The organism is Ruegeria sp. HKCCD3925 (assembly GCF_057221175.1).
Genome location: NZ_JBWVBI010000004.1, coordinates 135,039 through 161,656, shown reverse-complemented (window position 1 = coordinate 161,656; position 26,618 = coordinate 135,039). Strand labels below are relative to the sequence as shown.

Annotated in this window: 30 protein-coding genes; 16 read left to right on the top strand and 14 right to left on the bottom strand. The window is 56.7% G+C overall.

The window, feature by feature from the left end; translation table 11 throughout:
- Window positions 1-43 precede the first annotated feature (43 nt).
- From trxB to AC2TEM_RS10895, 4 genes are all read left to right on the top strand, one after another.
- Window positions 44-985 carry a thioredoxin-disulfide reductase gene (trxB, locus tag AC2TEM_RS10910; protein WP_170420583.1) on the top strand — a complete coding sequence of 314 codons (942 nt, stop codon included), beginning with the start codon at window positions 44-46 and terminating at the stop codon, window positions 983-985.
- Window position 986: 1 nt separating this feature from the next.
- Window positions 987-1,445, top strand: a complete 459-nt coding sequence (locus AC2TEM_RS10905) for an RES family NAD+ phosphorylase (protein ID WP_170420582.1) — start codon at window positions 987-989, stop codon at window positions 1,443-1,445.
- Between the two features lie 102 nt (window positions 1,446-1,547).
- Window positions 1,548-3,203 (top strand): adenylate/guanylate cyclase domain-containing protein, encoded by a 1,656-nt coding sequence (locus AC2TEM_RS10900; protein ID WP_480790508.1) that lies wholly within the window; start codon window positions 1,548-1,550, stop codon window positions 3,201-3,203.
- A 200-nt stretch (window positions 3,204-3,403) separates the two neighbouring features.
- Window positions 3,404-5,122, top strand: a complete 1,719-nt coding sequence (locus AC2TEM_RS10895) for a bifunctional sulfate adenylyltransferase/adenylylsulfate kinase (protein ID WP_170392393.1) — start codon at window positions 3,404-3,406, stop codon at window positions 5,120-5,122.
- Window positions 5,123-5,194: 72 nt separating this feature from the next.
- Here AC2TEM_RS10895 and AC2TEM_RS10890 read toward each other — a convergent pair whose 3' ends face one another.
- The 3 genes from AC2TEM_RS10890 to AC2TEM_RS10880 all read right to left on the bottom strand — a co-directional run bounded on the left by AC2TEM_RS10890 (window position 5,195) and on the right by AC2TEM_RS10880 (window position 6,800).
- Window positions 5,195-6,073, bottom strand: a complete 879-nt coding sequence (locus tag AC2TEM_RS10890; RefSeq protein WP_170420578.1) for a PhzF family phenazine biosynthesis protein — start codon at window positions 6,071-6,073, stop codon at window positions 5,195-5,197.
- 83 nt (window positions 6,074-6,156) lie between these two features.
- On the bottom strand, window positions 6,157-6,381 hold the full coding sequence (locus AC2TEM_RS10885; protein ID WP_170392397.1) for a DUF1150 family protein: 225 nt from the start codon (window positions 6,379-6,381) through the stop codon (window positions 6,157-6,159).
- A gap of 5 nt (window positions 6,382-6,386) precedes the next feature.
- On the bottom strand, window positions 6,387-6,800 hold the full coding sequence (locus AC2TEM_RS10880) for an Hsp20 family protein (RefSeq protein ID WP_010441788.1): 414 nt from the start codon (window positions 6,798-6,800) through the stop codon (window positions 6,387-6,389).
- Window positions 6,801-6,965: 165 nt separating this feature from the next.
- Between AC2TEM_RS10880 and AC2TEM_RS10875 the strand changes: the two genes are divergently transcribed.
- The 4 genes from AC2TEM_RS10875 to AC2TEM_RS10860 all read left to right on the top strand — a co-directional run bounded on the left by AC2TEM_RS10875 (window position 6,966) and on the right by AC2TEM_RS10860 (window position 9,574).
- Complete coding sequence (locus AC2TEM_RS10875; RefSeq protein WP_010441787.1) at window positions 6,966-7,190, top strand: YdcH family protein; 225 nt, start codon at window positions 6,966-6,968, stop codon at window positions 7,188-7,190.
- A gap of 76 nt (window positions 7,191-7,266) precedes the next feature.
- The gene (gene purE, locus AC2TEM_RS10870) at window positions 7,267-7,752 is read left to right on the top strand and encodes a 5-(carboxyamino)imidazole ribonucleotide mutase (RefSeq protein ID WP_170420576.1); all 486 of its coding nucleotides are present in this window, start codon (window positions 7,267-7,269) and stop codon (window positions 7,750-7,752) included.
- Window positions 7,749-8,504 (top strand): NAD(P)-binding domain-containing protein, encoded by a 756-nt coding sequence (locus AC2TEM_RS10865; protein WP_170420574.1) that lies wholly within the window; start codon window positions 7,749-7,751, stop codon window positions 8,502-8,504. The genes purE and AC2TEM_RS10865 overlap by 4 nt, the downstream gene beginning before the upstream one ends.
- A 2-nt stretch (window positions 8,505-8,506) precedes the next feature.
- Complete coding sequence (locus tag AC2TEM_RS10860; protein WP_480856186.1) at window positions 8,507-9,574, top strand: 5-(carboxyamino)imidazole ribonucleotide synthase; 1,068 nt, start codon at window positions 8,507-8,509, stop codon at window positions 9,572-9,574.
- Window positions 9,575-9,635: 61 nt separating this feature from the next.
- On the opposite strand, the gene AC2TEM_RS10855 is transcribed toward AC2TEM_RS10860, so the two are convergent.
- The 6 genes from AC2TEM_RS10855 to AC2TEM_RS10830 form a co-directional block, all read right to left on the bottom strand.
- Entirely contained in the window at window positions 9,636-10,787 is a 1,152-nt protein-coding gene (locus AC2TEM_RS10855) for an alpha-D-ribose 1-methylphosphonate 5-triphosphate diphosphatase (RefSeq protein ID WP_170420571.1), read from the bottom strand.
- Window positions 10,784-11,557, bottom strand: coding sequence for an alpha/beta fold hydrolase (locus tag AC2TEM_RS10850; RefSeq protein WP_170401841.1), 774 nt, complete (start codon window positions 11,555-11,557; stop codon window positions 10,784-10,786). Before AC2TEM_RS10850 ends, AC2TEM_RS10855 begins: the two co-directional genes overlap by 4 nt.
- A 38-nt stretch (window positions 11,558-11,595) precedes the next feature.
- Window positions 11,596-12,438 (bottom strand): DMT family transporter, encoded by an 843-nt coding sequence (locus AC2TEM_RS10845; RefSeq protein ID WP_170420569.1) that lies wholly within the window; start codon window positions 12,436-12,438, stop codon window positions 11,596-11,598.
- 182 nt (window positions 12,439-12,620) lie between these two features.
- Window positions 12,621-14,264 (bottom strand): chaperonin GroEL, encoded by a 1,644-nt coding sequence (gene groL / locus AC2TEM_RS10840; RefSeq protein WP_170392413.1) that lies wholly within the window; start codon window positions 14,262-14,264, stop codon window positions 12,621-12,623.
- Window positions 14,265-14,319: 55 nt separating this feature from the next.
- Window positions 14,320-14,607 carry a co-chaperone GroES gene (groES, locus tag AC2TEM_RS10835; RefSeq protein WP_010441779.1) on the bottom strand — a complete coding sequence of 96 codons (288 nt, stop codon included), beginning with the start codon at window positions 14,605-14,607 and terminating at the stop codon, window positions 14,320-14,322.
- 174 nt (window positions 14,608-14,781) lie between these two features.
- Window positions 14,782-15,456, bottom strand: a complete 675-nt coding sequence (locus AC2TEM_RS10830) for a DUF2161 family putative PD-(D/E)XK-type phosphodiesterase (protein ID WP_170420567.1) — start codon at window positions 15,454-15,456, stop codon at window positions 14,782-14,784.
- Window positions 15,457-15,577: 121 nt separating this feature from the next.
- On the opposite strand from AC2TEM_RS10830, the gene AC2TEM_RS10825 reads away from it, so the two are divergent.
- The 7 genes from AC2TEM_RS10825 to AC2TEM_RS10795 all read left to right on the top strand — a co-directional run bounded on the left by AC2TEM_RS10825 (window position 15,578) and on the right by AC2TEM_RS10795 (window position 21,691).
- Window positions 15,578-16,558: a TraB/GumN family protein gene (locus tag AC2TEM_RS10825; protein ID WP_170420565.1), complete on the top strand. Its 981-nt coding sequence runs from the start codon at window positions 15,578-15,580 to the stop codon at window positions 16,556-16,558.
- Window positions 16,559-16,657: 99 nt separating this feature from the next.
- On the top strand, window positions 16,658-17,578 hold the full coding sequence (locus AC2TEM_RS10820; RefSeq protein WP_170420563.1) for a manganese-dependent inorganic pyrophosphatase: 921 nt from the start codon (window positions 16,658-16,660) through the stop codon (window positions 17,576-17,578).
- Between the two features lie 196 nt (window positions 17,579-17,774).
- On the top strand, window positions 17,775-18,650 hold the full coding sequence (locus AC2TEM_RS10815) for a TIGR01459 family HAD-type hydrolase (protein WP_170420561.1): 876 nt from the start codon (window positions 17,775-17,777) through the stop codon (window positions 18,648-18,650).
- 100 nt (window positions 18,651-18,750) lie between these two features.
- On the top strand, window positions 18,751-19,194 hold the full coding sequence (locus tag AC2TEM_RS10810) for a MaoC family dehydratase (protein ID WP_170420559.1): 444 nt from the start codon (window positions 18,751-18,753) through the stop codon (window positions 19,192-19,194).
- A gap of 60 nt (window positions 19,195-19,254) precedes the next feature.
- Entirely contained in the window at window positions 19,255-20,187 is a 933-nt protein-coding gene (locus AC2TEM_RS10805) for a bifunctional riboflavin kinase/FAD synthetase (RefSeq protein ID WP_170420558.1), read from the top strand.
- Complete coding sequence (locus tag AC2TEM_RS10800) at window positions 20,184-20,657, top strand: YcgN family cysteine cluster protein (RefSeq protein ID WP_170420556.1); 474 nt, start codon at window positions 20,184-20,186, stop codon at window positions 20,655-20,657. Before AC2TEM_RS10805 ends, AC2TEM_RS10800 begins: the two co-directional genes overlap by 4 nt.
- Window positions 20,657-21,691 (top strand): threonine aldolase family protein, encoded by a 1,035-nt coding sequence (locus AC2TEM_RS10795; protein WP_170392428.1) that lies wholly within the window; start codon window positions 20,657-20,659, stop codon window positions 21,689-21,691. Before AC2TEM_RS10800 ends, AC2TEM_RS10795 begins: the two co-directional genes overlap by 1 nt.
- Before the next feature lie 19 nt (window positions 21,692-21,710).
- On the opposite strand, the gene AC2TEM_RS10790 is transcribed toward AC2TEM_RS10795, so the two are convergent.
- Window positions 21,711-22,310 carry a 2-hydroxychromene-2-carboxylate isomerase gene (locus AC2TEM_RS10790; protein WP_170420553.1) on the bottom strand — a complete coding sequence of 200 codons (600 nt, stop codon included), beginning with the start codon at window positions 22,308-22,310 and terminating at the stop codon, window positions 21,711-21,713.
- Between the two features lie 108 nt (window positions 22,311-22,418).
- On the opposite strand from AC2TEM_RS10790, the gene AC2TEM_RS10785 reads away from it, so the two are divergent.
- Window positions 22,419-23,438 carry a ribose-phosphate pyrophosphokinase gene (locus AC2TEM_RS10785; protein ID WP_170392433.1) on the top strand — a complete coding sequence of 340 codons (1,020 nt, stop codon included), beginning with the start codon at window positions 22,419-22,421 and terminating at the stop codon, window positions 23,436-23,438.
- Window positions 23,439-23,489: 51 nt separating this feature from the next.
- Here the strand turns inward: AC2TEM_RS10785 and AC2TEM_RS10780 are convergent, their stop codons facing one another.
- The 4 genes from AC2TEM_RS10780 to atpD all read right to left on the bottom strand — a co-directional run bounded on the left by AC2TEM_RS10780 (window position 23,490) and on the right by atpD (window position 26,601).
- The gene (locus tag AC2TEM_RS10780) at window positions 23,490-24,182 is read right to left on the bottom strand and encodes a nitroreductase family protein (protein ID WP_170420551.1); all 693 of its coding nucleotides are present in this window, start codon (window positions 24,180-24,182) and stop codon (window positions 23,490-23,492) included.
- Window positions 24,183-24,285: 103 nt separating this feature from the next.
- Window positions 24,286-24,636: an H-type lectin domain-containing protein gene (locus tag AC2TEM_RS10775; protein ID WP_170420549.1), complete on the bottom strand. Its 351-nt coding sequence runs from the start codon at window positions 24,634-24,636 to the stop codon at window positions 24,286-24,288.
- Between the two features lie 117 nt (window positions 24,637-24,753).
- Window positions 24,754-25,164, bottom strand: coding sequence for a F0F1 ATP synthase subunit epsilon (locus AC2TEM_RS10770; RefSeq protein ID WP_170420547.1), 411 nt, complete (start codon window positions 25,162-25,164; stop codon window positions 24,754-24,756).
- 12 nt (window positions 25,165-25,176) lie between these two features.
- Window positions 25,177-26,601, bottom strand: coding sequence for a F0F1 ATP synthase subunit beta (gene atpD / locus AC2TEM_RS10765; protein ID WP_039537698.1), 1,425 nt, complete (start codon window positions 26,599-26,601; stop codon window positions 25,177-25,179).
- Window positions 26,602-26,618: the final 17 nt, after the last annotated feature.

The window sequence follows — 26,618 nt, the reverse complement described above, 5'->3', positions numbered from 1 at the left end:
CACCGGACAACACGTCCGCCGAGGCAGTTTGAGTGAGGATACCATGGCCGAAACACGACACACCAAGGTTCTGATCATCGGGTCGGGACCTGCAGGATACACCGCGGGCGTTTATGCAAGCCGGGCCATGTTGGAACCGATCCTGGTGCAGGGTATCGAACCCGGTGGGCAGCTGACCACCACAACCGAGGTGGAAAACTGGCCGGGTGACACCGAGGTTCAGGGGCCAGACCTGATGGTTCGGATGCAGGATCACGCAAAGGCAATGGGATGCGAAGTGATCGGCGATATCATCAGCGATCTCGATCTAAGCCAGCGTCCCTTCACAGCCAAAGGCGACAGTGGCACCGACTACACCGCCGACGCGGTGATTCTGGCGACGGGCGCACGAGCCAAGTGGTTAGGCATTCCCTCGGAAGAGAAATTCAAAGGGTTTGGCGTGTCAGCCTGTGCCACCTGTGACGGCTTCTTCTATCGCGGTCAGGAAATCGTTGTGATCGGCGGCGGAAATACTGCCGTCGAAGAAGCGCTGTTCCTGACCAACTTCGCAAGCAAAGTCACTCTGATCCACCGCCGCGATGAGTTGCGAGCTGAAAAGATCCTTCAGGATCGGCTGTTCAAGAACGAAAAGATCGAGCCGCTTTGGTTTCACGAACTGGATGAGGTGATCGGAACCGATGCCCCACTGGGTGTGGAAGGCGTCAAGGTCAAGAATGTAAAGACCGGCGAAATCACGGAGATTCCGTGCAAAGGCGTATTTGTCGCTATCGGCCACGCCCCGGCAAATGAGCTGGTCAAAGATACGCTGGAAACCCACATGGGTGGCTACGTCGTGACCAAGCCGGGCACGACGCAAACTTCGGTTCCGGGAGTTTTCGCTGCCGGAGACCTGACCGACCACGTATACCGTCAGGCTGTGACAAGCGCCGGTATGGGCTGCATGGCCGCGCTGGATGCAGAACGATTCTTGGCGGAGAACGACTAAGATGATCACAGATTTCTCCGGCCTCGTCTGGAGAATTCTGTTCCGCACCCAATCGGGTGACCCGCTCTCATCGGCCCGTGCCCCCGAAGGACGGTTTCATCATTCTGGCCAATTCGCGCTTTATGCGTCGCTTAGCGCTGAAGGGGCCGGGATCGCCATTCGGCGCTATGTCTCGCAGTGCGACCCTCCACGGACGATCCATCGCTTGAAGATATCCAAGGCGCAAGTATTGGATTTGCGAGGGCAACCTTCTGCCTCGATCGTCTGGCAAGACATGCGGGCAACCGGCATACTCTCTCCAACATGGCGATTTTCGGACAAGGCCCGCACATACGGCGCGGATGGGCTGCTATATAGTTCGCGCTCGCGCCCTGAACTGAGCCATCTGGTATTGTTCAACGCAGAACACCAGATAATACAAACCGCAGGCGCCCCCTGCGACTGGTTCCCCGAAAGGTGACCGCGCCTATCTTGACCGGCACCCGGCACCGTATCAGGATCAACCGCAGTAACGCGAAGAACAGGTGAGCTTTTGGAAAACGTTCTTTGGCGCGGCGGATGGATGAGCCGGCTCAGAATCGCAAGCGGCCTCGTGCTGTTTGTCTTTGCGTTCTTTCATTTCATCAATATCGGCCTTGGTCTGTTTCACACTGATTTGCTGCACGGGATGCAGGGCGGACGTAAAGCTGTCAGCCGTAATGAGATCGGCAGCGTCGTGATATATGGCGCATTGCTGCTGCACATGGGACTGGCGCTTGTCTCACTCGCGCAGCGCCGCACGCTCAGAATGCCTTCCAGCGTCGCGCTTCAGGTTATTCTTGGATTGTTGATCCCGCTGCAGCTTATCTCACATCTGGTTCAGACCCGATACGCGCATGAGATTTTCGGGGTGAATGATGAAATGGGTTACATCATCATTCTGATGTGGCCCAGCACCGCGATCTGGTTTCAAAGTCTATTGCTTCTGTTGGTGTGGGTCCACGGATGTATAGGGCTACATATGTGGTTACGGTTGACCACATGGTGGCGCGCGATGGTTCCATATCTGATCGGTCTCGCCGTCTTTGTACCGGGCTTCGCCTTCGCGGGCCTTCTGACCGAGGGGCGGCGTATCTGGGCCGATTTTGCCGACCCCGATCTACGAGAACAGTATGTCGAATACTATAACTGGCCTTCGCAAGAAGAGTTTCAGTCTTTGTTTTCCGTCACAGACTATACGCACTGGGTATTCTGGGCCGCGCTTGCACTAACAGGCTTGGTCTATCTCGGGCGCAAGCTTTGGCGGCGGCGGCATTCGGTGCGGGTGCGCTATGTCAACGGTCCAGAAGTTGTGTCGGAGAAAGGCATGACCCTTTTGGAGATGTCACGCGCAAATGGCATCCCACATACCGCGCTGTGTGGTGGCAAGGGGCGCTGCACGACCTGTCGCGTAGTGGTTGAAGATGGTGCCGATCAGTTGCACCCGCCTACCGAAGTTGAAGCCCGCAGTCTGAAAGCGATCAGCGCGCCAGAAGGAACCCGCCTGGCCTGCCAGATGCGGCCGTCCGACCCGCTCACGGTGTTTCGTGTTTTCCGCCCCGACGGCGCGCGTGATCGTGCGCATGCGAGCCAAGGGCAAGAACGGCAGCTGGCGGTTCTGTTTCTGGACATGCGTGGGTTCACCGCCCGCACAACGGGGCAATTGCCGTATGATATCGTGTTTCTGTTGAATCGTTTCTTCGACGCAATTGTTCCAGCAATCACGGTGCAAGGCGGGGTTGTCGACAAATACATGGGCGATGGGTTGCTGGCGATGTTTGAAACAGCCAACGCCGCAAGTTCGGCAAGTGCCGGTCTGAGGGCAGCGGCCGGGATCGGACACGCATTGAAGCGTTTCAACCAGCAGCTTCAAGCAGAAGGCAGCCAACCCGTGCGCATTGGTATGGGTCTACATCTTGGTGATCTTGTGCTGGGCGAAATCGGTGCGGCGAAACACGCGCCACGCACGATCATCGGAGACGCTGTAAATGTTGCCAGCCGTTTGGAGGCTGAAACCAAAGGACTGGGGGTCGAACTCCTTGTATCGGACAAGGTTTTGGACGCGGCTGGATTACAATGTGATCCCCGCGATCTGCGGGAATTCAGCCTGCGCGGTGTCTCTGAACCTGTCCCCGCCCTGCCCGTCAGGCACGCAGCCGACCTTGAGTCGCAAACCTCACCACTGGAACAGATTGCCTGAGAATGCGCCTAATGAGCCTGAGCGGCGGGATTTTTTCAATAACCTGAAACAAAAAACAGAAAACCGTTCCATTTCGAGAAAAAACCACGCATTTCATCCTTAGTTTTTGCAAGTCTATGGACTTCACCCTCAGGCCGAGGCACATGCCCTGCAAACACCCTTGAAACAAATGCCAACAGAACTGCGATAAGAGTTTTCCGATGACGATGTTAAGCAATCTGGCCCCTATCTCCGAACTGTATGTTTCCTACGAGTCTGCGCAGAAACTCAAGATAGAAGCCGCTGATCTGACCAGCTGGGATCTTAAGCCCCGGCAGATTTGCGATCTGGAACTGCTTATGAACGGCGGGTTCAATCCGCTCAAAGGTTTCCTGAGCGAAGCGGACTATGACAACGTGGTCGAAAACATGCGCCTCGCCGATGGAACACTTTGGCCAATGCCGATCACCTTGGATGTTGATGAGGATTTTGCCGCATCGATCGAGCTGGGCCAGGATATTGCCCTGCGCGATCAGGAAGGCGTGATCCTCGGCACCATGACCGTGACCGACCGCTGGACACCAGACAAGGCGCGTGAGGCGGAAAAGGTCTTTGGCGCTGATGATGATGCGCACCCGGCTGTGAATTACCTGCACAATGTAGCGGGCAAAGTTTATCTGGGCGGCCCGGTCACTGGCATCCAGCAGCCCGTGCATTACGATTTCAAAGCCCGCCGCGACACGCCGAACGAGCTACGCGCCTATTTCCGCAAAGTGGGCTGGCGCCGGATCGTTGCGTTCCAGACCCGTAACCCTTTGCACCGTGCGCATCAGGAATTGACCTTCCGTGCTGCAAAAGAAGCACAGGCCAACTTGCTGATCCATCCCGTGGTTGGCATGACCAAACCGGGCGATGTGGATCATTTCACCCGCGTGCGTTGCTACGAAGCCGTGTTGGATAAATATCCGGCCTCGACTACGTCGATGTCGCTGCTGAACCTTGCGATGCGCATGGCTGGCCCGCGCGAGGCAGTCTGGCACGGGTTGATCCGCGCAAACCACGGCTGCACCCATTTCATCGTCGGTCGTGACCACGCAGGTCCGGGCAAAAACTCTGCCGGTGAGGATTTCTACGGCCCCTATGATGCGCAAGACTTGTTCCGAAAATATCAGGACGAGATCGGCGTCGAGATGGTCGATTTCAAACATATGGTCTACGTGCAGGAACGCGCGCAATACGAACCGAATGACGAGATCCTGGACAAGGACAACGTCACGATCCTCAACATCTCGGGAACTGAACTGCGCCGCCGTCTGCGCGAAGGGCTGGAGATTCCTGAATGGTTTTCGTTCCCCGAAGTTGTTCAGGAACTGCGCAACCGCTTCCCGCCGCGCTCGCAACAGGGATTCACCGTGTTTTTCACCGGTTTTTCAGGCTCGGGCAAATCCACCATTGCCAACGCCTTGATGGTCAAGCTGATGGAGACCGGGGATCGTCCGGTTACCCTGCTGGACGGGGATATCGTGCGTAAGAACCTGTCTTCGGAACTGGGCTTTTCGAAGGAACATCGCGATCTGAACATCCGCCGCATCGGTTATGTCGCGTCTGAGATAACCAAGAACGGCGGTATTGCCATCTGTGCTCCTATCGCGCCTTACGCAACTACCCGTCGTGCTGTGCGTGAAGAGATCGAACAATTCGGTGCATTTTGCGAGGTGCATGTCGCGACCAGCATTGAAGAATGCGAGCGCCGAGACCGCAAGGGTCTGTACAAACTGGCACGTGAGGGCAAGATCAAAGAGTTCACGGGGATTTCCGACCCTTACGACGCCCCTGAAGACCCAGAGCTGCGCGTCGAGACCGAGAATGTCGAGGTTGACAACTGCGCACATCAGGTTCTGCTTAAGCTGGAAAGCATGGGGCTGATTGCAGCATCCTGATCACTTAAGACGAAAAAATACATCAAAGGCCCTCAGATTTCTGAGGGCCTTTTTCGCAGGTGCGGGTCTGGTTCAGTCGGGCAAATCCACCTGCCCGCGCATCAGGACATGGCCGCGCCCGGCAACTTTGATCCCCGTCATCGCATCCGAAGGTCCAACGCGCGTCACGGTCGCCTGACCTGGGCGGCCCATGTCATGGCCCTGTTCGGCGGTGAATGTCTCTTTGTCCATCAGTCCGTGTTTCCAGAGATAGGCCGCCATCGCTCCGGTGGCGGATCCGGTGAACGGGTCCTCGGGCGGGCTGGGGGGCGCCATCATCAGGCGCGAGAATGTGTCGCCCGTAGTCGTTGCGCCTTTCAGTGTTACAAGAAACGGTTCAGCCATGTCCGACCCTGAGAAACCGGCCTTTTCGGTAATATGACTGAGCAAAGCAACATCCAGCTTGGCAGCGCGCAGCGCCTCGTGATCGCGCAGGACCGTAATGCAAAAGGGCAGACCGGTTGAAACGAACTGCGGTGGAGAAATTACCACCTCTTTCGGCAGGCTGATGGCGGCGGCAACCAGATCTGCGGACACATGATCGCCGAATTGCGGGGCGACCTGCGTCATTTCGATGTCATCGCCATTCAGTTTGATCGATACAATCCCTGCTCCGGTCTCAAGCGTCAGAGCATCACCCTGAACCAACCCCCGTGATCGCATCGCTGCAACGGTTGCTATGGTCGGGTGCCCGGCAAATGGGATTTCCCGGCTGGCCAGGAAGTACCGGACCCGGATATCAGCGATATCGGATGGCCCGGTAAAAGTGCATTCAACCAGAGAAGTCTCGCGCACATATGCCATGCAAACCGCGTTCGACAGCCCTGCACCCTCATGCACAACTGCGCAGCCGTTGCCACCAAAGGCCTGATCGCTGAACGCATCCACCCAATCGAAATCATACCAGCTCATCGCGCACTCCTGCGTTTCATTCAGCGGCACGATCACCGCTGAGGCAGAAAATGTCACGTCAATTCGGCGGAATGTTTGGTGGCCTAGTGAACGGCCACCGGGGACAGGTCATGTTCGCGTGCCAGTACAAAGGCCAGCTTGCGATCGGCCACCAATGCCAGTTGCTGCCCATCGGAATCGTGGACAGCATACAGCTGATCCAGATCGCCTGCCTGCTCGCGCAGATCTTGCGGCAGGTCGGCCACATCAACGGCCTTTACATAGACAATCCGATTGCCTTCGGCGTTGATCTCAATCGGTGTATTCATTGCTCTTACCCCTTCTTGATGTTGATTGTCTGAACCACGGTTTCAGGCACGGCGCGGGTCAGGTCCACATGCAGCAGACCGTTTTCCATGATCGCCTCGCCCACCTCGACCCCGTCAGCCAGCACAAACATGCGCTGGAATTGACGCGCCGCGATGCCACGGTGCAGGAATATGCGCCCCTCGCTGTCGTCGCGCTGACGGCCCCGGATCACCAACTGGCGATCCTCGATGGTAATCGACAGGTCCTCTTCCGCGAACCCGGCCACCGCCAAGGTGATACGATAGGAAAAATCCGAGGTCTGCTCGATATTATAGGGCGGGTATCCTTCATTTCCGGCCTTTGCAGACCGTTCCAGAAGGCGTTCCAACTGCTCGAACCCCAAAAGATGCGGGTATGAGCCTAAGGTAAGTTTCGACACGTATTTTCGTCCTTCATTGTCAAAGCGACGTATTCTGCGGTCCCGATGTCGGCAACCGCGTGATATAGAATATGGGAAGATACAGGGATGTCCACAAGGTCTGGCCGGATAAACCCTGACACACTATCTTGTGTTAGAAGCACCACTTGAAACACTGAGTCGTCCATGAACGCACCCACCGATCTTTCGATGAAAACCGATGAAGTCCTGCGGGTGGAATTAGAGGTCTTTCGACGCCAGCACCGTGATTTGGACGAAGCGATCGAGGCCTTGCAGGCCAAGGGGACCTCGGACCAATTGACGATCAAGCGGCTAAAAAAGCAGAAACTGCGCCTGAAAGACATCATCCGTCTGATCGAAGACAGATTGACCCCCGATATCATCGCCTGAGACGCGCGTACCGCATTGCCACATATGCGGATTTGGCTATAGTGCGCGCTCTTTCCGATGGCAGGGGCGTAAGCGGATGAGCGATGTGAAAGTAGGGATCATCATGGGCAGCCAATCGGACTGGCCTACGATGAAAGAGGCCGCCGATATTCTGGATGAGCTGGGCATCGCATATGAGGCGCGGATCGTCTCGGCCCACCGCACGCCGGATCGCCTCTGGGATTATGGTAAAACCGCCGTGTCGCGCGGCTTGCAGGTCATTATCGCGGGCGCGGGTGGCGCGGCGCATTTGCCGGGCATGATGGCTTCGAAAACCCGCGTGCCGGTAGTTGGCGTTCCGGTGCAGACCCGCGCGTTGTCGGGTGTGGATTCGCTCTATTCCATCGTGCAGATGCCCAAAGGTTTTCCGGTTGCAACCATGGCTATCGGTTCCGCCGGCGGGGCCAATGCGGGCCTGATGGCCGCGGGCATTCTGGCGCTGCAGGATGCCGCGCTTGCGGAACGGCTGGATGCGTGGCGCGAGGCCCTCTCTGCTTCGATCCCGGAAGAGCCTCAGCAATGAGCCGTATCGGTTTCATCGGCACAGGCCACATCGCTGCGCCAATCGCGCGGCTGATGGCTGCTAAAGGTCATGATCTTTATGTCACCGAGCGCAATGCCCAAGTCTCCTCGGCTCTGCAGGCCGAGCTTGGGGCTAGTGTTGGCACTCCCCAAGACGTAATTGATGCGTCCGAGATCGTGTTTCTCTGCCTCCGACCTCATGTGGCCGAAGTCGTTCTAACCCCACTAAGCTTTCGCGCAGATCAGAAAGTTGTTTCGGTGATGGCCGCCGTTTCTGAGCTGCAGCTTACCAACCTGTGCGCACCAGCATCAGATTTTGTGCAAACCATCCCGCTGGGGTTCCTTCAGACAGGGGGTTGCCCGCTGGCCGCTTACGGCAACGATCGCCTCTTGGCTGATTTGTTTGAGCCTGAAAACCCTGTGGTGAAGGTTGCCAATGAGGCCGCGTTGAACGCCCACTTCGCCATCTGCGCCATGGTGCCAGGTATCCTGGATCTTATGGCAACAGGCACCGACTGGTTGGCTGATCAGACCGGCGACAAAGACCGGGCCGAATTCTACACCACGCAGCTTGTGTCAGGGTTTCTGACATCAATGCAAAAAGAGCATGCGGGCCAACTGGCAGCCGAGCGTGACGCGCTTGCGACCGAGGGCACACTGAGCCTTCAGATGACGGATATTTTGCAATCCGAGGGCGCGCATGATGCCTTGCGTGCTGCACTGAGTGCCATTGGCAAGAGATTGGAGACATGACGATGTCAGATATGCTTACGCCCGGTGCGACAATCGGGATATTGGGGGGCGGTCAGCTGGGCAGGATGCTCTCGATCGCGGCTGCACGGTTGGGGTTCAAGTCCCACATATTCGAGCCGGGCGCAAATCCTCCGGCCGGTCAAGTTGCAAATCAGGTCACGACCGCCGCCTATGATGACGCCGACGCATTGAAGGCCTTTGCGGAGTCGGTGGACGTGATCACCTACGAGTTTGAAAACATCCCCACCCAGGCGCTGGATCTGCTTGAGGCACACCGCCCCATTCACCCGGGTCGAGAGGCGTTGCGGGTCAGTCAGGACCGCTTGACCGAAAAGACATTTCTACAAGGCTTAGGCCTGCAAACCGCGCCCTTTGCAGACATCTCCGATTTGGACAGCTTGCGCGCCGCAATTGATGACATTGGCACCCCCGCCATCCTGAAAACCCGCCGCTTCGGCTATGACGGTAAAGGTCAGGCCCGGCTGCGCGCACCCGAAGATGCCGGGGCGGCACTGGCCGATATGGCGGGCGCGCCGTCCATACTGGAAGGGTTTGTGGACTTCAGCCACGAGGTTTCGGTCATCGCAGCACGCGGTCTGGACGGGCAAGTTGCCTGTTTCGATCCTGGAGAGAATGTCCATCGCGATGGCATCCTGCACACGACCACAATACCGGCACGCCTGTCTCCGGCGCAGCGGACAGATGCGGTATTGCTGGCCGCCAACATTCTCAACGCGCTGGATTATGTCGGCGTCATGGGTGTCGAATTGTTTGTGACGCCACAAGGATTGATCGTGAATGAAATCGCGCCGCGCGTTCATAACTCGGGTCACTGGACCCAGAACGGCTGCGCCGTGGATCAGTTTGAACAACATATTCGCGCCGTGGCCGGTTGGCCTTTGGGCGACGGTCAGCGCCACTCGGACGTCGTGATGGAGAATTTGATCGGGCATGACATGGACCGCGTACCCGAGCTTTCACGCGAACGGAACGTAGCACTGCATTTCTATGGCAAGGCCGAGGTCAAGGCCGGCCGCAAGATGGGGCATTTCAACCGGATTTCGCGATGAGGTATTCGCGCTTACGCGCGATGCCTCCGGCGGAGGTATTTTTAGCCAGATGAAGCCGGGATCAGCTCAAGAAACGTATTGCGATACTACCGGACATATAGCTGACACACCCGCCTGACAGTGTGGCAGCGACTTTGTGGGTTGTCGCATCGAGTATCACCAGATCAGCACGATATCCGGGCTGTAGCGTTCCGCGATCCTTCAGGCCTAAAACCCGCGCGGGACCGGACGAGACAAGCGCCCAGGCGCTCGCGATATCCAGCAGGCCAGATTTTACCAACATCAGCGCAGCGCGGCGCGGGCTGGGGTAGTGGTAATCCGATGCCAATGCATCACACAAACCCATCGAGATCAGATCCACCGCGCTGGCATTTCCCTTATGTGAGCCGCCCCGCACAACATTGGGTGAGCCGAGGATGATGTGATCTCCGCCCGCCCGGGCACATTCGGCGGCTTCCAGCGTTTCCGGAAATTCCGAGATCATCACCCCGCGCTCGCGCCACTCAGCACGATCCTGCGGCGTTGTATCATCATGGCTGCCGAGCCGAATTCCTCGGTTCGCAAGGACAGTGCAAAGGCTGTCCAGTGCTGCTGGCACCTCGGCGCTGCGGTTGTGCATTGCCTTCAGCATCTCAAAATGCACTTCGGGATTCCGTCCCGCCTTCAGTGCCTGCCCCGTCAAGCGGGGTGGTTTTCGCCCCTCAGCCAGCCGGTCATGAGGTAGATGATCATTCAGAACCACATAAGGCACCTGCCAATCCGCGATACGTTCGGGCAGCCCGTCATAGTCGTCCAGCATATGGGTTTCGAAGCGCAGTTGAGGGATCAGTTGGGTTACAACATCATCCCGAACCGCAGCGATGGCGTCAAAAACCTGACCAGCAAACTCGGGCCCGCGCACGCCGCCTTCCCAACTGTGGAACTGCGCCAGAACAGCTGTGGTTATTCCATTCGCGGCCAGTTCCGCCTCGACCGATAAAATGCCCTCTGCCATCTGCTTCATGGCACCGCGCCGGGGCGCGATGTGACGTTCAAAACCGTCGCCATGCAAATCAATGATGCCAGGCAGGATGAGGTATCCTGACAGATCAATCTGCCGCCCTGCCCTATCGGATTGAACGGTACCTTCGGCGATCGTCAGTTCAGCACGCGACACCCCTTCGCCGGGCAACAGAACATTCGCGCCGGTCAATGTCAGTTCCAACGAGTTCATTGAGTGGGCTCCGAGTCGGGTTCCGAGCAATCTTCCCCAAGACAGATCTGGTCGATGATATCCATCACCCCGTCAAGCCAGGTGATTTGTGGATCGAACTGTCCGAATTCGATGAAATGCAGGGTCTGCGCCATGACCCGCGGGTTGTTCATCATGAACGTATGCGTCACCGGCAAGACGATGTGATCAGCCATACCCTCAACCTTTGTGGTCTCTATCGATACCTTGCCGTCATCTGGACCATCGATCAGAGACGAGAACAATGGGTTCAATGAGTTCTCGCCTGCAATCACCCCCAAATCGAACTCCACGGGCGGCAGGCGGCGTGGAATACCCTCTGGTCCGGTTCCCAACGCAAGCCCTGCAGGGCCATTCAGAAAGCCGAAAACCTCCCAGGCGCCAAGCTCGTCTACCAGTTGGCTGCCCTGATTAGGAGGTCCGAGCATGACAACGCGTCCCAGATTCTCGGGGTCGTTGTCCTGCAACCAATAGCGCAGCAGAATGCCCCCCATCGAATGCGCTACAACGTTAACCGTATCCTCCCCGCAGGCGGCGAACGCAGCTGGTAAAGTCTGGTTGGCGAGGTCTGGTATTGGTAGGTCTGTCGAAGGGTAACCTGGACGAACCACAGTGTAACCATGCGCATGAAAAAGCTGTTCCATGACGGTAAACGAGGCCTCTGTGCGCGCGAGGCCATGCAGAAGAACCACGCATTTCGCATTGGCCACCGCAGGCATAAGGCACAAGAGGAGAACAGCAAGAAATTTCATACACGCCAGATAAGGCCTAACCCAGGCCGAGGGAACCCCTAGCCACGGTTCCGGCGCAGCACCGCCAGTGCGATGCCGCCGAGTACAAATCCGGCGCCGAGCAGAAGCCTTAGACTTGCCATCTCGGCTAACAGGATGACCCCGGCAGCAATTGCGATAACTGGAACGCTGAGTTGCACGATCGCGGCCACCGCCGGTGAAAGCTGTGGCACGACACGGTACCATAGCGCATAGCCGAGACCGGACGTGACGCCTCCGGAAAGCGCAGCCAGCCCATAGCCAAGCGGAGACATTTGCCAATTGCTTCCCAGCAGGAACAGGGCAAATCCCGTGACGGGCAACGCCATGATGAAATTTGCTGCAGTTCCCGACAATGCATCTGGTTCGGACCGGCCCGCGATGGAATATATGGCCCACCCGACCCCGGCAGCCGTCATTAAGCCGGCCCCTGTCGGGTCGACCTGAACCGTCCCAGCAGGCCAAAGAACAAAAACCAGTCCACCAAGCGCAATACCGGCACCCAATATCTGTCTCAAAGTGGGTGCAGAACCGGTCATTGCACCAATCGCAAACATGGTAATTTGCACAACCCCGAACAGGATCAGCGCACCAAGCCCGGCATCAAGCGTCAGATACGCTACTGAAAACCCGATCATATAAAGCGACAGTGACCCGGCCCCAACAACACGTCGACGATTAAAAACAGGGATCGAGCCGCCCCGAAGCGCCACCAATACCGTTAAAACCAAGGCACCAGCCAAAACCCGGATAATGGCAAATCCCGCCGGATCACTTGCGCCACTATCGATAGCAAGGCGGTTCAGGATCGAATTCGCAGCGAAGGCGCACATTGTCAAAGCGGTCAGAAGAAACAGTCGCATATCAACCGCATAGCCGTTTCAAAGGGATTTGCACACTCACATTCCCGATTGCCGAGCCAATCCCGACCCTCCTCGGACCAGAGCCTACCAGCGCCAATGATACGAATGCACAACAGACATTCCAAACAAAACCGGGGCCGCCCAAAGGCGACCCCGCTATTAAGCACTAAGGCTTAAGCAGCTTACATCATGCCGCCCATGCCGCCCATGTCGGGCATGCCGCCGGCAGGTGCCGCGCCTTCTTTGGCGGGCTTATCGGCAACCATTGCTTCGGTGGTGACCAGCAGGCCCGCAACCGATGCCGCATCTTCCAGAGCGGTACGGACAACTTTGGCCGGGTCGATCACACCGAACGAGAACATGTCGCCATATTCTTCGGTCTGAGCGTTGAAGCCGAATGCTGCGTCGTCGCTTTCGCGAACTTTGCCAGCAACAACCGCACCGTCGACACCAGCGTTCTCGGCGATCTGGCGCAGAGGCGCTTCGATTGCCTTACGAACGATGTTGATACCTGCGTTCTGGTCGGCGTTTGCACCTTCCAGAGTTTCCAGTGCTTTACCGGCCTGAACCAGAGCAACACCACCGCCCACAACAACGCCTTCTTGTACAGCAGCGCGGGTTGCGTTCAGAGCATCGTCCACACGGTCCTTACGCTCTTTCACTTCAACTTCGGTCATGCCGCCAACGCGGATAACGGCAACACCGCCTGCCAGTTTGGCAACACGCTCTTGCAGCTTCTCACGGTCGTAATCCGACGAGGTTTCTTCGATCTGAGTGCGGATCTGAGCAACACGTGCTTCGATCTCGGCTTTCTCGCCAGCACCGTCGACGATGGTGGTTTCGTCTTTGGTGATCTCGATCTTCTTGGCGGTGCCCAGCATGTCCATGGTGACGGACTCGAGCTTCATGCCCAGATCTTCGGAGATCACCTGACCACCGGTCAGGATCGCGATGTCCTGCAGCATGGCCTTGCGGCGATCGCCGAAGCCCGGTGCCTTGACAGCAGCAATTTTCAGGCCGCCGCGCAGTTTGTTGACCACGAGGGTCGCCAGCGCTTCGCCTTCAACGTCTTCCGCGATGATCAGCAGCGGCTTCTGCGACTGGATCACCTGCTCGAGCAGCGGAACCATCGGCTGCAGCGAGGACAGTTTCTTTTCGTGCAGCAGGATCATGCAGTCGTCGAGTTCTGCGATCATCTTGTCTGCGTTGGTGACGAAGTAAGGCGACAGGTAGCCACGGTCGAACTGCATACCTTCGACAACATCGGTCTCGGTTTCCAGACCTTTGTTTTCTTCGACGGTAATAACGCCTTCGTTGCCAACCTTCTGCATCGCGTCTGCGATCTGCTGGCCGATTTCGGCTTCGCCGTTGGCCGAGATGGTGCCAACCTGAGCAACTTCTGCCGAGTCTTTGACTTCACGCGAAGCGTCTTTGATGCCTTCGACAACCTTGGCAGTTGCCAGGTCGATGCCGCGCTTCAGGTCCATCGGGTTCAGGCCAGCAGCAACCTGCTTCAGACCTTCGCGAACGATGGCTTGGGCTAGAACGGTTGCGGTGGTGGTGCCGTCGCCGGCTTCGTCATTGGTGCGGCTGGCGACTTCTTTCACCATCTGCGCGCCCATGTTTTCGAACTTGTCTTCCAGTTCGATTTCCTTGGCAACCGAAACACCGTCTTTGGTGATGCGCGGCGCGCCAAAGGATTTGTCCAGAACCACGTTACGGCCTTTGGGACCCAGGGTCACTTTAACAGCATCGGCCAGAACATTTACACCGGCCAGCATGCGGTTACGGGCATCGGTGTCAAACTTGACGTCCTTTGCAGACATGTTGTCTCTCCTTGAGAATATCTGTTGAAACGAAGATCAGAGAAAGCGGGTGCGCTTACTCGATGATCCCCATGATGTCGCTTTCTTTCATCATCAGCAGCTCTTCGCCGTTGACCTGAACCTCGGTGCCCGACCATTTGCCGAACAGGATCTTGTCGCCAGCTTTTACAGCCATTGCGATCAGTTCGCCGCTGTCCTTGCGCGCGCCTTCGCCGGTTGCAACGACTTCGCCTTCGCTGGGCTTTTCTTTTGCGCTGTCGGGAATGATCAGTCCGCCTGCGGTTTTCTCTTCGCTTTCTACGCGACGAACCAGCACACGGTCATGAAGCGGTTTCAATGCCATCTTTGCAGCTCCTTGGGCTCAAAGTTTGTTTTCCTCCCCTCGCCGACTGACGAGGCGTTAGCACTCGGGTCTCATGAGTGATAACGACGCATAGCTAGGGAGTTGCAGGAAGCGAGTCAACAATATGTGAAAGATTTTTTTGCCCGGCGCGATAAGCAGGCAAGAACAAGGCACCTAGTCTGGCTGATCCCAGCTGTACGCCCAGTGTTTCAGACCTTCTTGCCCTGCCTCAGACAGCGCGTAGACGCCCTTTTCCAATTTTTCGAACCAGCCGTAATGATTGTCGTACATCAAACGTGTCGCCGCACTTACGCCAGTGGCCTTTGCGACATCGGCCCCCTTGCCCGCTCCGTTCTCTGCCAGATGGGCCGCGCATTTTAGCGCATCTTGCCGATAGGCCGTTACGATCCCATGACGCGTGGCACCGCCCGCATTCGGATCGCCCTGCAACCTTTCAAACTCGCGCAGCAATCGCTTTGCCTTGACCTTATCCTTGCGCGGCGCATAGGGGCCGGGATCGCATTGAACCTCGACCGTCCCATCAGAGCGCACGGTGATCAGACCCAACCCCAGGCGACGGCACAACGCCAGATTATCCTTCAACGCCCGTCGCGCTGCCCGGCCTTTTGGTTTACAGACCCCAATGTAGACCTGATCGGTTATTTTCAGACGAGTGATAGCTTGGTGAAACAGCGCGAGGCTGAAGCGAAGCTTGAGTTCAACGATCACCGGCTCCTGCCCGTCTCGCAGAGCAACAATGTCGGCGGCGCCAACTTCACCTTTCACGGTATATCCCTGACGTTCCAACAAGGCTTTGATGGGTGGGTAAAGGTCCTGCTCGAGCTTCATAACGCTATGCTATGTAGTTTCGCGCGGATTGCCAGCCACGGTTTGAAGACAAACTACATTGCAACTTACAAGAAGGCAGGAGTACGTCTTGGTCATATTTGCCATTTCCGGAAGGTTTCTTATGCGCTTGCTCAGCTTTTGTCTCGGCCTTTTGCTTCCGATTACCGCCCATGCGGCCTGCGAAGGGAGAGATCTTAGGCTTGACCTGTCGGCCGAAAGTCAAGCTGATCTCGAGAAGACAATCAGTGACATTCCGTTTCCGGAGGGCAACCACTGGATCGCGACAAAAGACGAGACCGTCTTGCACCTGATCGGCACCCTCCACACCAGCGACCCCCGCATGGCACCCGTGGTCGAGCGCTTGGAGCCAGTTCTGAGTCAGGCTGACTCGTTTTTCTTCGAGGTCACACAGGACGAAATGGACGCGTTCGAAAAAGATCTGGCTGATGATTTCAGCCCGGTCCTGATTACGTCCGGCCCCACTTTGATTGACCTGATGTCGGAAGAAGATTGGACAGCGCTGTCCGCGACTCTGGCCGAGCGTGGCATTCCCGGCTGGATGGCGGCCAAAATGCGCCCCTGGTTTCTAAGCATGATGTTGGGCATTCCGCCTTGCCTGATGAATACCCCAGACTTTGATCGCGGCATGGACACGCGCTTGACGGAACTGGCCGAACAACACGGGATACCCCAGTATTCGCTAGAGCGGATCGAGGATTTGATCGCCATGTTCGACAGCCATTCTCTAGAGGAACAAGTGGCCTCACTGACCAGGCTGGCCGGGGCGCTGCAGGCCGGGGACGACCAAATGATCACCATGGCGAACGCCTATATCGAAGAGCAGCACGCCGCGATCATTGAGCTTGCGAAAATTCAGGGACTTGAAGCTTCAGGGATGACACCAGAAGAGTTTAACGCCGAATGGAAAGGGTTCGAGGATCAGCTTCTGGTGCAACGCAACGCCAACTGGATGGAGAAGATTCTGGACCTGAAGGATCAGACCGCGGTGATCGCTGTCGGGGCCGGGCATCTGAGCAACGACTACGGCTTACTGAACCAGCTACAGCAAGCCGGATATACACTGGAACGCGCTGAATTCTAGGTTTTCAGACCAAGGGTCGCAGCAAGTTTGCTTCCGGGTGACAACCGTGTTTGACCACCCTATAAGGCGCGCAAATCCATATTCTTCAGGACACGAGACATGACAACGCTAGTTTTTGGCCACAAATCTCCCGACACCGATTCCACCGGCTCTCCGATCCTGTGGTCGTGGTATCTGAACGAAGTAAAAGGTGAACAGGCACAGCCCGTTTTGCTAGGCGAACCCAACACCGAAGCCGCCTTTATGCTTGAGCGTTGGGACCTGCCCAAGCCGCAAATCATCGAGGACGTGGCCGAGGATGCACCGGTTGTCATCGTCGACACCAACAATCCGGCCGAGCTGCCCGCCAGCATCAACAGCGCCGATATCCGCGCCATAATCGACCACCACAAACTGGTTGGCGGGCTTGAAACCAAAGGCCCCATCGACATCACCGTGCGCCCGCTGGCCTGCACGGCAACCATCATGGTCGATCTGATGGGTGACGACGCCGCCAAGATGCCCGACGCGATCAAAGGTGCCGCGCTGACCTGCATCCTGTCGGACACACTGGAATTCCGCTCACCCACAACCACCGCGCACGACCGCGCCGTGGCTGAGAAACTGGCGGCTGAACTTGGTCTGGATGTCTCGGCCTACGCCGCCGACATGTTTGCAGCAAAATCGGATGTATCGTCATTCTCGGACGCTGAACTGATCCGCATGGACAGCAAAGAATACGAAGTAGACGGCACCAAGTTCCGGGTCTCGGTTCTGGAAACCACAGCCCCCGGTGTCGTGCTGGATCGCAAGGACAGCATCGTAAGCTCGATGGCTGATGTGGCCAAGGAAGACGGCGTTGATCAGGTGTTGTTGTTCGTGGTCGACATTCTGAACGAAGAGGCAACGCTGCTGGTTCCAAATGATCTGGTGAAAAGCGTCGCTGAGAAGAGCTTTGGCGCAACCGTGGACGGTGACGCGGTTGTGTTGCCCGGCGTGATGAGCCGGAAAAAGCAGATCATTCCGAACCTCAAGGTTTGAATTTAGATCATCAAAGGCGCCCGAAACCGGGCGCTTTTTTTTGCGAGGCTCTGCCTCGTGCTCCGAGATATTTTTGGCCAGATGAACAAGGGGGGTTGATTTCGGCCGCTCCGCCTTGGGCTGCACCTCTGGCCAATTGCGCCACGCTCTGCCATAGGCTTTGACATCTCGCATTCCCTGCTGCACGAGGCGCGCCATGACCCAGATCGTTTCTTCACTCGCTGAAATCTCTGACCGCTACAAAGCGCTGTTTGTTGATTTGTGGGGTTGCGTTCATAATGGGATAACTGCCTACCCAGAGGCCGTCGCGGCGCTGCAAGCTTATCGCAAAGCCGGAGGCACAGTGGTTCTTGTAACCAACTCTCCCAAGCCTCGTGCTGGCGTTGCAGAGCAGCTTTCGCAATTTAATGTGCCAGCGGATGCCTATGACACGATTGCAACCAGCGGTGATTCGGCGCGTTCAGCGATGTTTCGCGGGACGATTGGCGAAAAAGTCTACTTCATGGGGGAATGGCAGCGGGATGCCGGTTTTTTTGAACCCCTGAAACTGCTGGATCATCCGATCCACATTGAACGCGTTCCGCTGGACGCGGCCGAAGGCATCGTGTGTTGCGGCCCGTTCGACCCGATGGCGGACCCGAATGTGAACCGGCCCGACTTTCTTTATGCCAAGCAGAAAGGGATGAAACTGCTCTGCGCCAATCCAGACATCGTGGTGGACCGAGGCGAAACGCGCGAATGGTGCGCAGGTGCTTTGGCCCGACTTTATACCGAGATGGGTGGTGAAAGCCTATATTTCGGTAAGCCACACCCGCCGATCTACGATCTGGCCCGGCGCAGGTTGCAGGCGATAGGGGTTGATGTGTCGGATTCTGAAATACTTGCCATAGGGGACGGGCCGCAAACAGATATCGCTGGAGGCATGGGGGAAGGCATTGATACCCTCTTCATCACCGGCGGTTTGGCAGCCGCAGAAACCAAAACATCACATCATCCAGACGAAGACGCGTTGAAAGCTCATAACGAGAAGGAACAGATCAATCCAACCTATTCGATTGGTCGCCTGAGATAGCAAAAAAGACTTGATTTTCTGCAACTGCGAAGTAATAAAGTTGCCGACGAGCGGCAGATGATGGTCTTTTGTTGCTCTTTCGATCTCGAATGAGGGCAGCATGTTGGACAACCTTCCGCGCGGAACGATTTGCATCGAAGACATCGAAATGGGCATGTCACGGCACTTGCGCAAAGTCGTGACCAATGAAGATATCGAGATGTTCGCTCAAGTATCGACCGACCGGAATCCGGTTCATCTGGATGATGACTATGCCCGCGATACGATTTTCGAAGGACGTATTGCCCATGGCATGCTGACCGCCGGCCTGATCTCTGCCGTGATCGGAGAGCAGCTGCCCGGACATGGAACCGTGTACATGGGACAATCGCTTAAATTTCTGGCGCCGGTGCGTCCGGGCGACATGGTTTATGCCGAGGTCAAGGTGATCGATATCGATTTCGCCAAACGCCGGGTTAAGCTGGATTGCCACTGCGCAGTTGACGGAAAGAAAGTGCTGGTGGGTGAGGCCATGGTGCTGGCTCCGAGCCGCAAGTTCGACTGATAATCCACCTTAACCGAACTGCGGCTTGAACCTGACGGGCAGTCCCGCTAGGCAAGCCGCATGCATATCATCCGGGACTTCCAGTTTGTTGAACCAGAAGACCGAGGCGCAAGTGTCGCCATCGGGAACTTTGACGGTGTTCATCTTGGCCATCAATCCGTCATCGAGTTGGCGCGCAATGCTGAATTGAACGCACCGCTGGGGGTCATGACATTTGAGCCGCATCCACGAGAGTATTTTTCCCCAGAGGCACCGCCCTTTCGTCTGATGCGCGGCAATGCACGCGCGCACCGGCTGGAAAAACTCGGCGTGCAGAAGCTTTATGAACTGCCTTTTAATTCAACGCTCGCGGGTATGACGCCCGAAGCTTTTGCGAGAAATGTCATATGCGATGGTCTGGGGCTTTCTCATGTTGTCGTGGGTGCCGATTTTTGTTTTGGCAAAGGGCGCAGCGGTAACCCTCAGGACCTGGTTCGCTTTGGCGAAGAGATGGGGTTCGGTGTGACAATCGCGCCCCTGTTGGAGCGCACCGAGAATGTGGTTTCGTCGACTGCGATCCGGACAGCTCTGTCAGAGGGGCGCCCGCGCGATGCGGCAACAATGCTGGGGCACTGGCACCGGATTGAGGGTGAGGTCGTCGGAGGCGAGCAACGCGGACGAGAGTTAGGGTACCCGACAGCCAATATGTCGATCGAAGGACTGCACCCTCCGAAATTCGGCGTCTACGCAGTACTGGTTGACGTCTTGGACGGCCCGCATCAGGGCAGCTATCACGGGGCGGCATCGGTTGGGACCCGGCCCATGTTCCAAGGCGAGGTTCCTAACATCGAGACATTTCTGTTCAATTTCTCGGGTGATCTTTACGGTGCCACGCTGTCCGTTGGTCTGGTCGACTATCTGCGGCCCGAAATGACATTCGACGGCCTTGACGGGTTGATCTCGCAGATGGATGCCGATTGCGCGCGCGCCCGAGAGATACTGGCCAGTACATGACTACGGATCCAATCGATCGAGCTGGCCTCGCGCCCCGATTCTGGGAACGCAAGCCGCTGCGCAAGATGAACCAGCGTGAGTGGGAGGCCCTGTGCGATGGTTGCGGAAAATGCTGTCTGAACAAGCTGGAAGATGAAGATACGGGCGAGGTCGCATTGACCTGTGTTGCCTGTCGCCTGCTGGATGACGAAACTTGCCGGTGCACCCAATATGATATCCGCCACCAATTCGTGCCCGAATGCATCGTCATGAAACCCGATAACATCGACAACCATGCCTATTGGCTGCCCCAGACTTGCGCCTATCGACTGCTCTGGGAAGGCAAACCGCTTTACGACTGGCACCCTTTGCTATCAGGTACGCCTGAAAGCGTTCACACCGCCGGAGTCTCCGTGCAGCGGCGAACCGTATCTGAATTCGAAACGCCCATGGAAGAGTGGGAAGACTACATCATCGAGGAGCCGAATTAATGCATTTTGCCTCTGATAATTCCGGGCCTGTTCATCCCGAAGTTCTGGCCGCATTGGCCGAAGCCAATCAGGGCTATCAGATGGCTTATGGCGCCGACACCTTGATGAACGAAGTGCGCGACCAAATCCGCGGCATTTTCGAAGCACCGGGTGCGGCAGTTTATCTGGTCGCTACGGGAACGGCAGCTAATTCACTGGCGTTGGCGACGCTGAGCAAGCCGTGGGAAACCGTGTTCTGTTCACCCGTTGCTCATATCCATGAGGATGAGTGCAATGCCCCCGAATTCTACACCGGCGCGAAACTGACTCTGGTGCCGGGTGGCGACAAGATGACCCCCGAAGCATTGACCAAGTCCATTGAGGGGGAAGAAACCCGCGGCGTGCATGGTCCGCAGCGCGGGCCTGTCTCGATCACTCAGGTGACCGAGCGTGGCTCGGTTTACTCGCTTGCCGAACTTCAAGCCTTGTGTGGCGTTGCCAAGAAGTATGGGTTGCCGGTGCATATGGATGGTGCACGCTTCACTAACGCTCTGGTCGCTTTGAATTGCTCACCGGCAGAGATGACGTGGAAATCTGGTGTTGACGCAGTCAGCTTTGGCGGCACCAAAAACGGGCTGATGGGTGTCGAGGCCGTAATCTTCTTCGACGAAAGCAAAGCTTGGGAGTTCGAGCTGCGGCGCAAGCGCGGGGCGCACCTGTTTTCCAAGCACCGTTATCTGTCGGCCCAGATGGCTGCTTATCTGCAGGATGACCTGTGGCTGAAATCAGCTCGCAAAGCGAATGCCAATTGCGCGCGATTGGCGGATGGTCTACGGGCAGTCGGGGCAGAATTCCTGCATGAACCCCAGGCAAACATGATTTTCGCAAGCTTTCCCCGCAGCCAACACAAGCGCCTGCACGAGGCCGGCGCCGTCTATCACCTGTGGGGCGATACGTTGGACGGTGAGGACGAAGACGAGATGCTGGCCTGCCGCCTTGTCTGTGACTGGTCCATCGAAACCGACCAGATCGATCGGTTTCTGAACCTCTTGTAGCCGTGCCTCCCTGCCCCGGCTATTTCAACTCAGCCAGATGCTTGTCCAGATCATCAAGACGGTCCTGTCCCCAGAACCTCTGATCGTCCGGTGTGATGTAAAATGGTGCCCCGAAAACACCCCGGTCCACGGCTTCTTCCAGATTTGCGGCGTAGGTTTCCGCACCTACCAACAGGCCACTATCAGCTAGATTTGGATTAAATCCTGCCTGTTCCAAGCAATCCCGGATCACGCCATCATCAGAGATGTCCTTTTCTTCTGCCCAGCAGGCACGCAAGAAGGAATGGCAAAGTTTACCCACATCACCTGATCCATCCTGTACTGCTGCGATCACAGCGTAAGAGGACGGTGCCATGTTCGTCGGCCAGTGCGCAGGCTGCAGGTTCAACGGCATATCCAGATTGCGCGCTTGGCGCACCAATTCCTGCGCGCGGTATTCGATGCGAGATATATGTCGGTCTTTTGGTGGTGTTCCACCTGTCCGGCCGAACAGGGCAACAATATCCAATGGTTTATAGTTGATCGTCGCACCGTGTTTTGCCGCGATCTCTTCAAGGCGCATTCCCGCCAGATAGGAATAGGGCGAGAGTGTCGCAAAAAAGTAGTCAATCTGGGCCATGTTCACTTTCTCCGCTGCGTTATCTTTGCGGGACGGTAGACCCATGCTAAGCGGTGTCAACATCACGAATCTGTCACATTGCCACTGCTGCCCGGGGAAAATCAGCCGATGCCGACACTTCACGAACCCAAGCTTATCGCTGGGAACGCCAATCTTCCGCTTGCCGAAACCATTGCACGTCGCATGAGCCTGCATCGCGGCGTTGACCAGGGGCTGGTCGATGCTCGGGTCGAACGGTTCAACGACGGAGAGATTTTCGTCGAGGTTTTCGAGAATGTGCGCGGTGAGGATATGTTTATCGTTCAACCAACCTCGAACCCCGCCAATGACAATCTGATGGAGCTGCTGATCATCGCAGATGCGCTGCGCCGTTCATCCGCAGCCCGGATCACCGCTGTCATTCCGTATTTCGGGTACGCCCGTCAGGACCGCCGCACCAAGGCGCGCACACCAATCAGCGCCAAGCTGGTGGCAAACATGCTGACTGGTGCGGGTATCGAACGGATTCTAACTATGGATCTGCACGCAGCCCAGATTCAGGGCTTTTTCGACATGCCGGTGGACAACCTATATGCCTCTCCGATCTTTGCCCTGGATGTGAAGAAACAATTCAAGGATCAGATGGACGACCTGATGGTGGTCTCGCCGGATGTCGGCGGTGTTGCACGTGCCCGTGAATTGGCCAAACGCATCAATGCGCCCCTTTCGATCGTTGACAAACGCCGCGAAAAGGCAGGCGAAGTGGCCGAGATGACGGTCATTGGTGACGTGAAAGACAAAATCTGCCTGATTGTCGATGACATTTGCGATACCGCTGGCACTCTGTGCAAAGCTGCCCAGGTGCTGATGGATAACGGCGCCAAGGAAGTACACTCTTACATCACCCACGGTGTCATGAGTGGACCGGCGGTTGAACGTGTGACCAATTCGGTGATGAAATCTCTGGTCCTATCGGACACGATCCAGCCTACGGCCGAGATCAACAAGGCCGCCAACATCCGCATCGTACCCACCGCGCCGATCTTTACGCAGGCGATCCTGAACATTTGGAACGGCACAAGTGTATCATCGCTGTTCGAAGACAAGACACTGACGCCGATCTACGAGTCACTTTATCATATGGATTGATCGAAAAACTGCTGACTACCATAGATAATGTCTGAATTCATGACGGCCTGCCTATTCGGCGACCGTCATGATTTCTTCCAACGGCTTTTTCATCTTTGCAACTTTTGGCACCTTCGCGTCGTCTTGCGGATGGCCTACAGCTACGATCATAATAGGCTTTTCATGATCAGGGCGGTTTAGCAGTTTATTCAGGAATTTCATCGGGTTGGGTGTGTGGGTCAGCGATACCAGCCCTGCATGGTGCAGCGCCGTCAACAAAAAGCCCGTGGCAATGCCCGTGCTTTCAGGCACGTAGTAGTTTTTGAACCGATCTCCATCATCGAAATGACCCCAACGTTGGGCGAAAATCACTATCAGCCACGGTGCGTCTTCCAGATGCGGCTTCTGATCGTTAGTCCCGATTGGTTCAAGCGCCTTCAGCCATTCATCCCCGGCACCGCCTTCATAAAACCTGCGCTCTTCAGCTTCTGCCTCTTCCCGAATACGGCGTTTCATCTCAGGGTTCGAGATGGCCACAAAGTGCCAGGGCTGATGATTGGCCCCTGAGGGCGCTGTTCCGGCTGAGCGAATGCACTCTTCGATGACCGTGCGCTCGACGGGCCGGTCCGAATAGTCACGCACGGTATGGCGGCGTTTCATCTTGTCGTAGAATGCTCGCGCTTCGGCCAGCATTTCTTCATCAGACAAGTCCATACGATCCGGAAGGTCGAAGGCTTCGTATTCGATATGATCTCGTGCAAACACCTGTAAGATCCTCTGGTTGCGCTAGCCGCTATTTGGGGTGGCCAGTCTTCTTTATGGGACGACGCGCGAAGGTGCGCAATCTTATGTCACGAACAGGCCTGCTTCACGAGATGTCCCAATCGTCTTCATGCGAAACATCTCCAATTGCGGTCCAATTCACCCGAATTCTGGCGATACGCGTATCGGACCAGGTGCGAAACACCGCATTGAATCCTTCCAGCGTTATATCTTCGGCCTGAACTTCAGCCCGTAAAGCGGAAGACGTATCCACATCCCAAAGCACCACGCCTATCTGGACGATTGGCACAGAGCGGAACACTTCTGAAAAACGGACGCTTACACGACGCTCACGCGGGCCCTCACCAGTCCACATCACGCCACCATCGGCGAAATCGGAAAACAAGACCTCCTCGCCCTGATCAATGCCGATGGGATGGGTTTGAAACTTTTTCATCTATCGTCTTTTATTGTTCAATTCCTGCAGCTTAACTTCAGCGAATGGCAAAATCACGACAAAAAAACGGCCCCGCGTATACGGGGCCGTTCCAAGTGATCAGAATGTCATGAACCCTTACAGGCTCATATGCGTTCCTAGAGCTTCCATGTCAGCCAGCAACTTTGCAGCATCGTCGACGATGGTCTGATCGTCACCGGCCTTGGCTGCCTCGTGCGAGGCGCGGGCGTCAGCGATCAGATCGTCCAGATGCGAACGTGTTACTTCAGCAACTGGAATGGCCTTTTCGGCCAGAACCGACAGGCCATCACCATTGATCTGAGCAAACCCACCGGTGACCAGGTATTCGCTGGAGCCTTGGGGTGCTTCGACTTTCAGGATGCCCGGGCGCAGAGTTGTAATTGTGGGGGCATGATCGGGCATTGCCGTCATGTCCCCGTCCGCGCCGGGAATCTGGACCGCGGTGGCCTCGAGCGAAGCAAGGCTCCGCTCGGGGCTGACGAGGTCGAATTGCATCGTGTTTGCCATCAGGGATACTCCTTAGGCGGCTTCTGCGGCCATCTTCTCCGCTTTGGCGATCACTTCTTCGATGCCGCCAACCATCAGGAAGGCCGCTTCGGGCAAGTGATCGTATTCGCCAGCGACAACCGCTTTGAACGATGCGATGGTCACATCCAGAGGAACCTGAACGCCCGGCGAACCGGTAAAGACTTCGGCCACGTCGAACGGCTGCGACAGGAAGCGCTCGATCTTACGGGCACGCGCCACGGTCAGTTTGTCTTCTTCCGACAGTTCGTCCATGCCGAGGATGGCGATGATGTCCTGCAGCGACTTGTAGCGCTGGAGAATCTGCTGAACGTCGGTTGCGACCTTGTAGTGCTCTTCACCAACGATGGCCGGGTCGAGCAGACGCGAGGTCGAGTCGAGCGGGTCAACCGCCGGGTAGATACCCTTTTCCGAGATCGCACGGTTAAGAACGGTGGTCGCGTCCAAGTGAGCAAACGAGGTTGCTGGTGCAGGGTCGGTAAGGTCGTCTGCAGGAACATAAATGGCCTGCACGGACGTGATCGAGCCCGACTTGGTCGAGGTGATGCGTTCCTGCAGAGCGCCCATGTCAGTCGCCAGCGTCGGCTGATAGCCCACAGCCGAAGGAATACGACCCAGCAGAGCCGAAACCTCAGAACCCGCCTGCGTGAAACGGAAGATGTTGTCGACGAAGAACAGAACGTCGGTACCGGACTGGTCGCGGAACTGTTCGGCCAGCGTCAGACCGGTCAGCGCAACACGTGCACGTGCTCCGGGAGGTTCGTTCATCTGACCGTAAACCAGGGCCACCTGCGATTCCGACAGGTTGTCCGGCTTAATAACGTTCGATTCGATCATCTCGTGATACAGGTCGTTCCCTTCACGAGTCCGTTCACCAACACCCGCGAACACCGAAAAGCCCGAGTGCACTTTTGCGATGTTGTTGATCAGTTCCATGATCAGAACGGTTTTGCCCACACCGGCACCGCCGAAGAGGCCAATTTTACCGCCTTTGGCGTAGGGGGCCAGCAGGTCAACAACCTTGATGCCGGTTACCAGAACTTCCGACTCGGTCGACTGTTCGTCGAAGGTCGGCGCGGGCTGGTGGATCGCGCGGGCCTCGGTTGCTTCAACCGGACCTTTTTCGTCGATCGGCTCACCAACCACGTTCAGGATGCGGCCCAGGGTGGCGTTACCAACCGGAACCGAGATCGGAGCGCCGGTGTCGGTGACTGCCTCGCCACGAACCAGACCTTCGGTCGCGTCCATCGCGATGGTGCGGACGGTGTTTTCACCCAGGTGCTGAGCAACTTCCAACACCAGGCGCTTGCCGTTGTTGGTGGTTTCCAGCGCGTTCAGAATTTCAGGCAGCTGATCTTCGAAGTGCACGTCGACGACGGCCCCGATGATCTGTGTGACTTTGCCTTTTGCATTCGCCATGTTTCGTCTCCGGTATG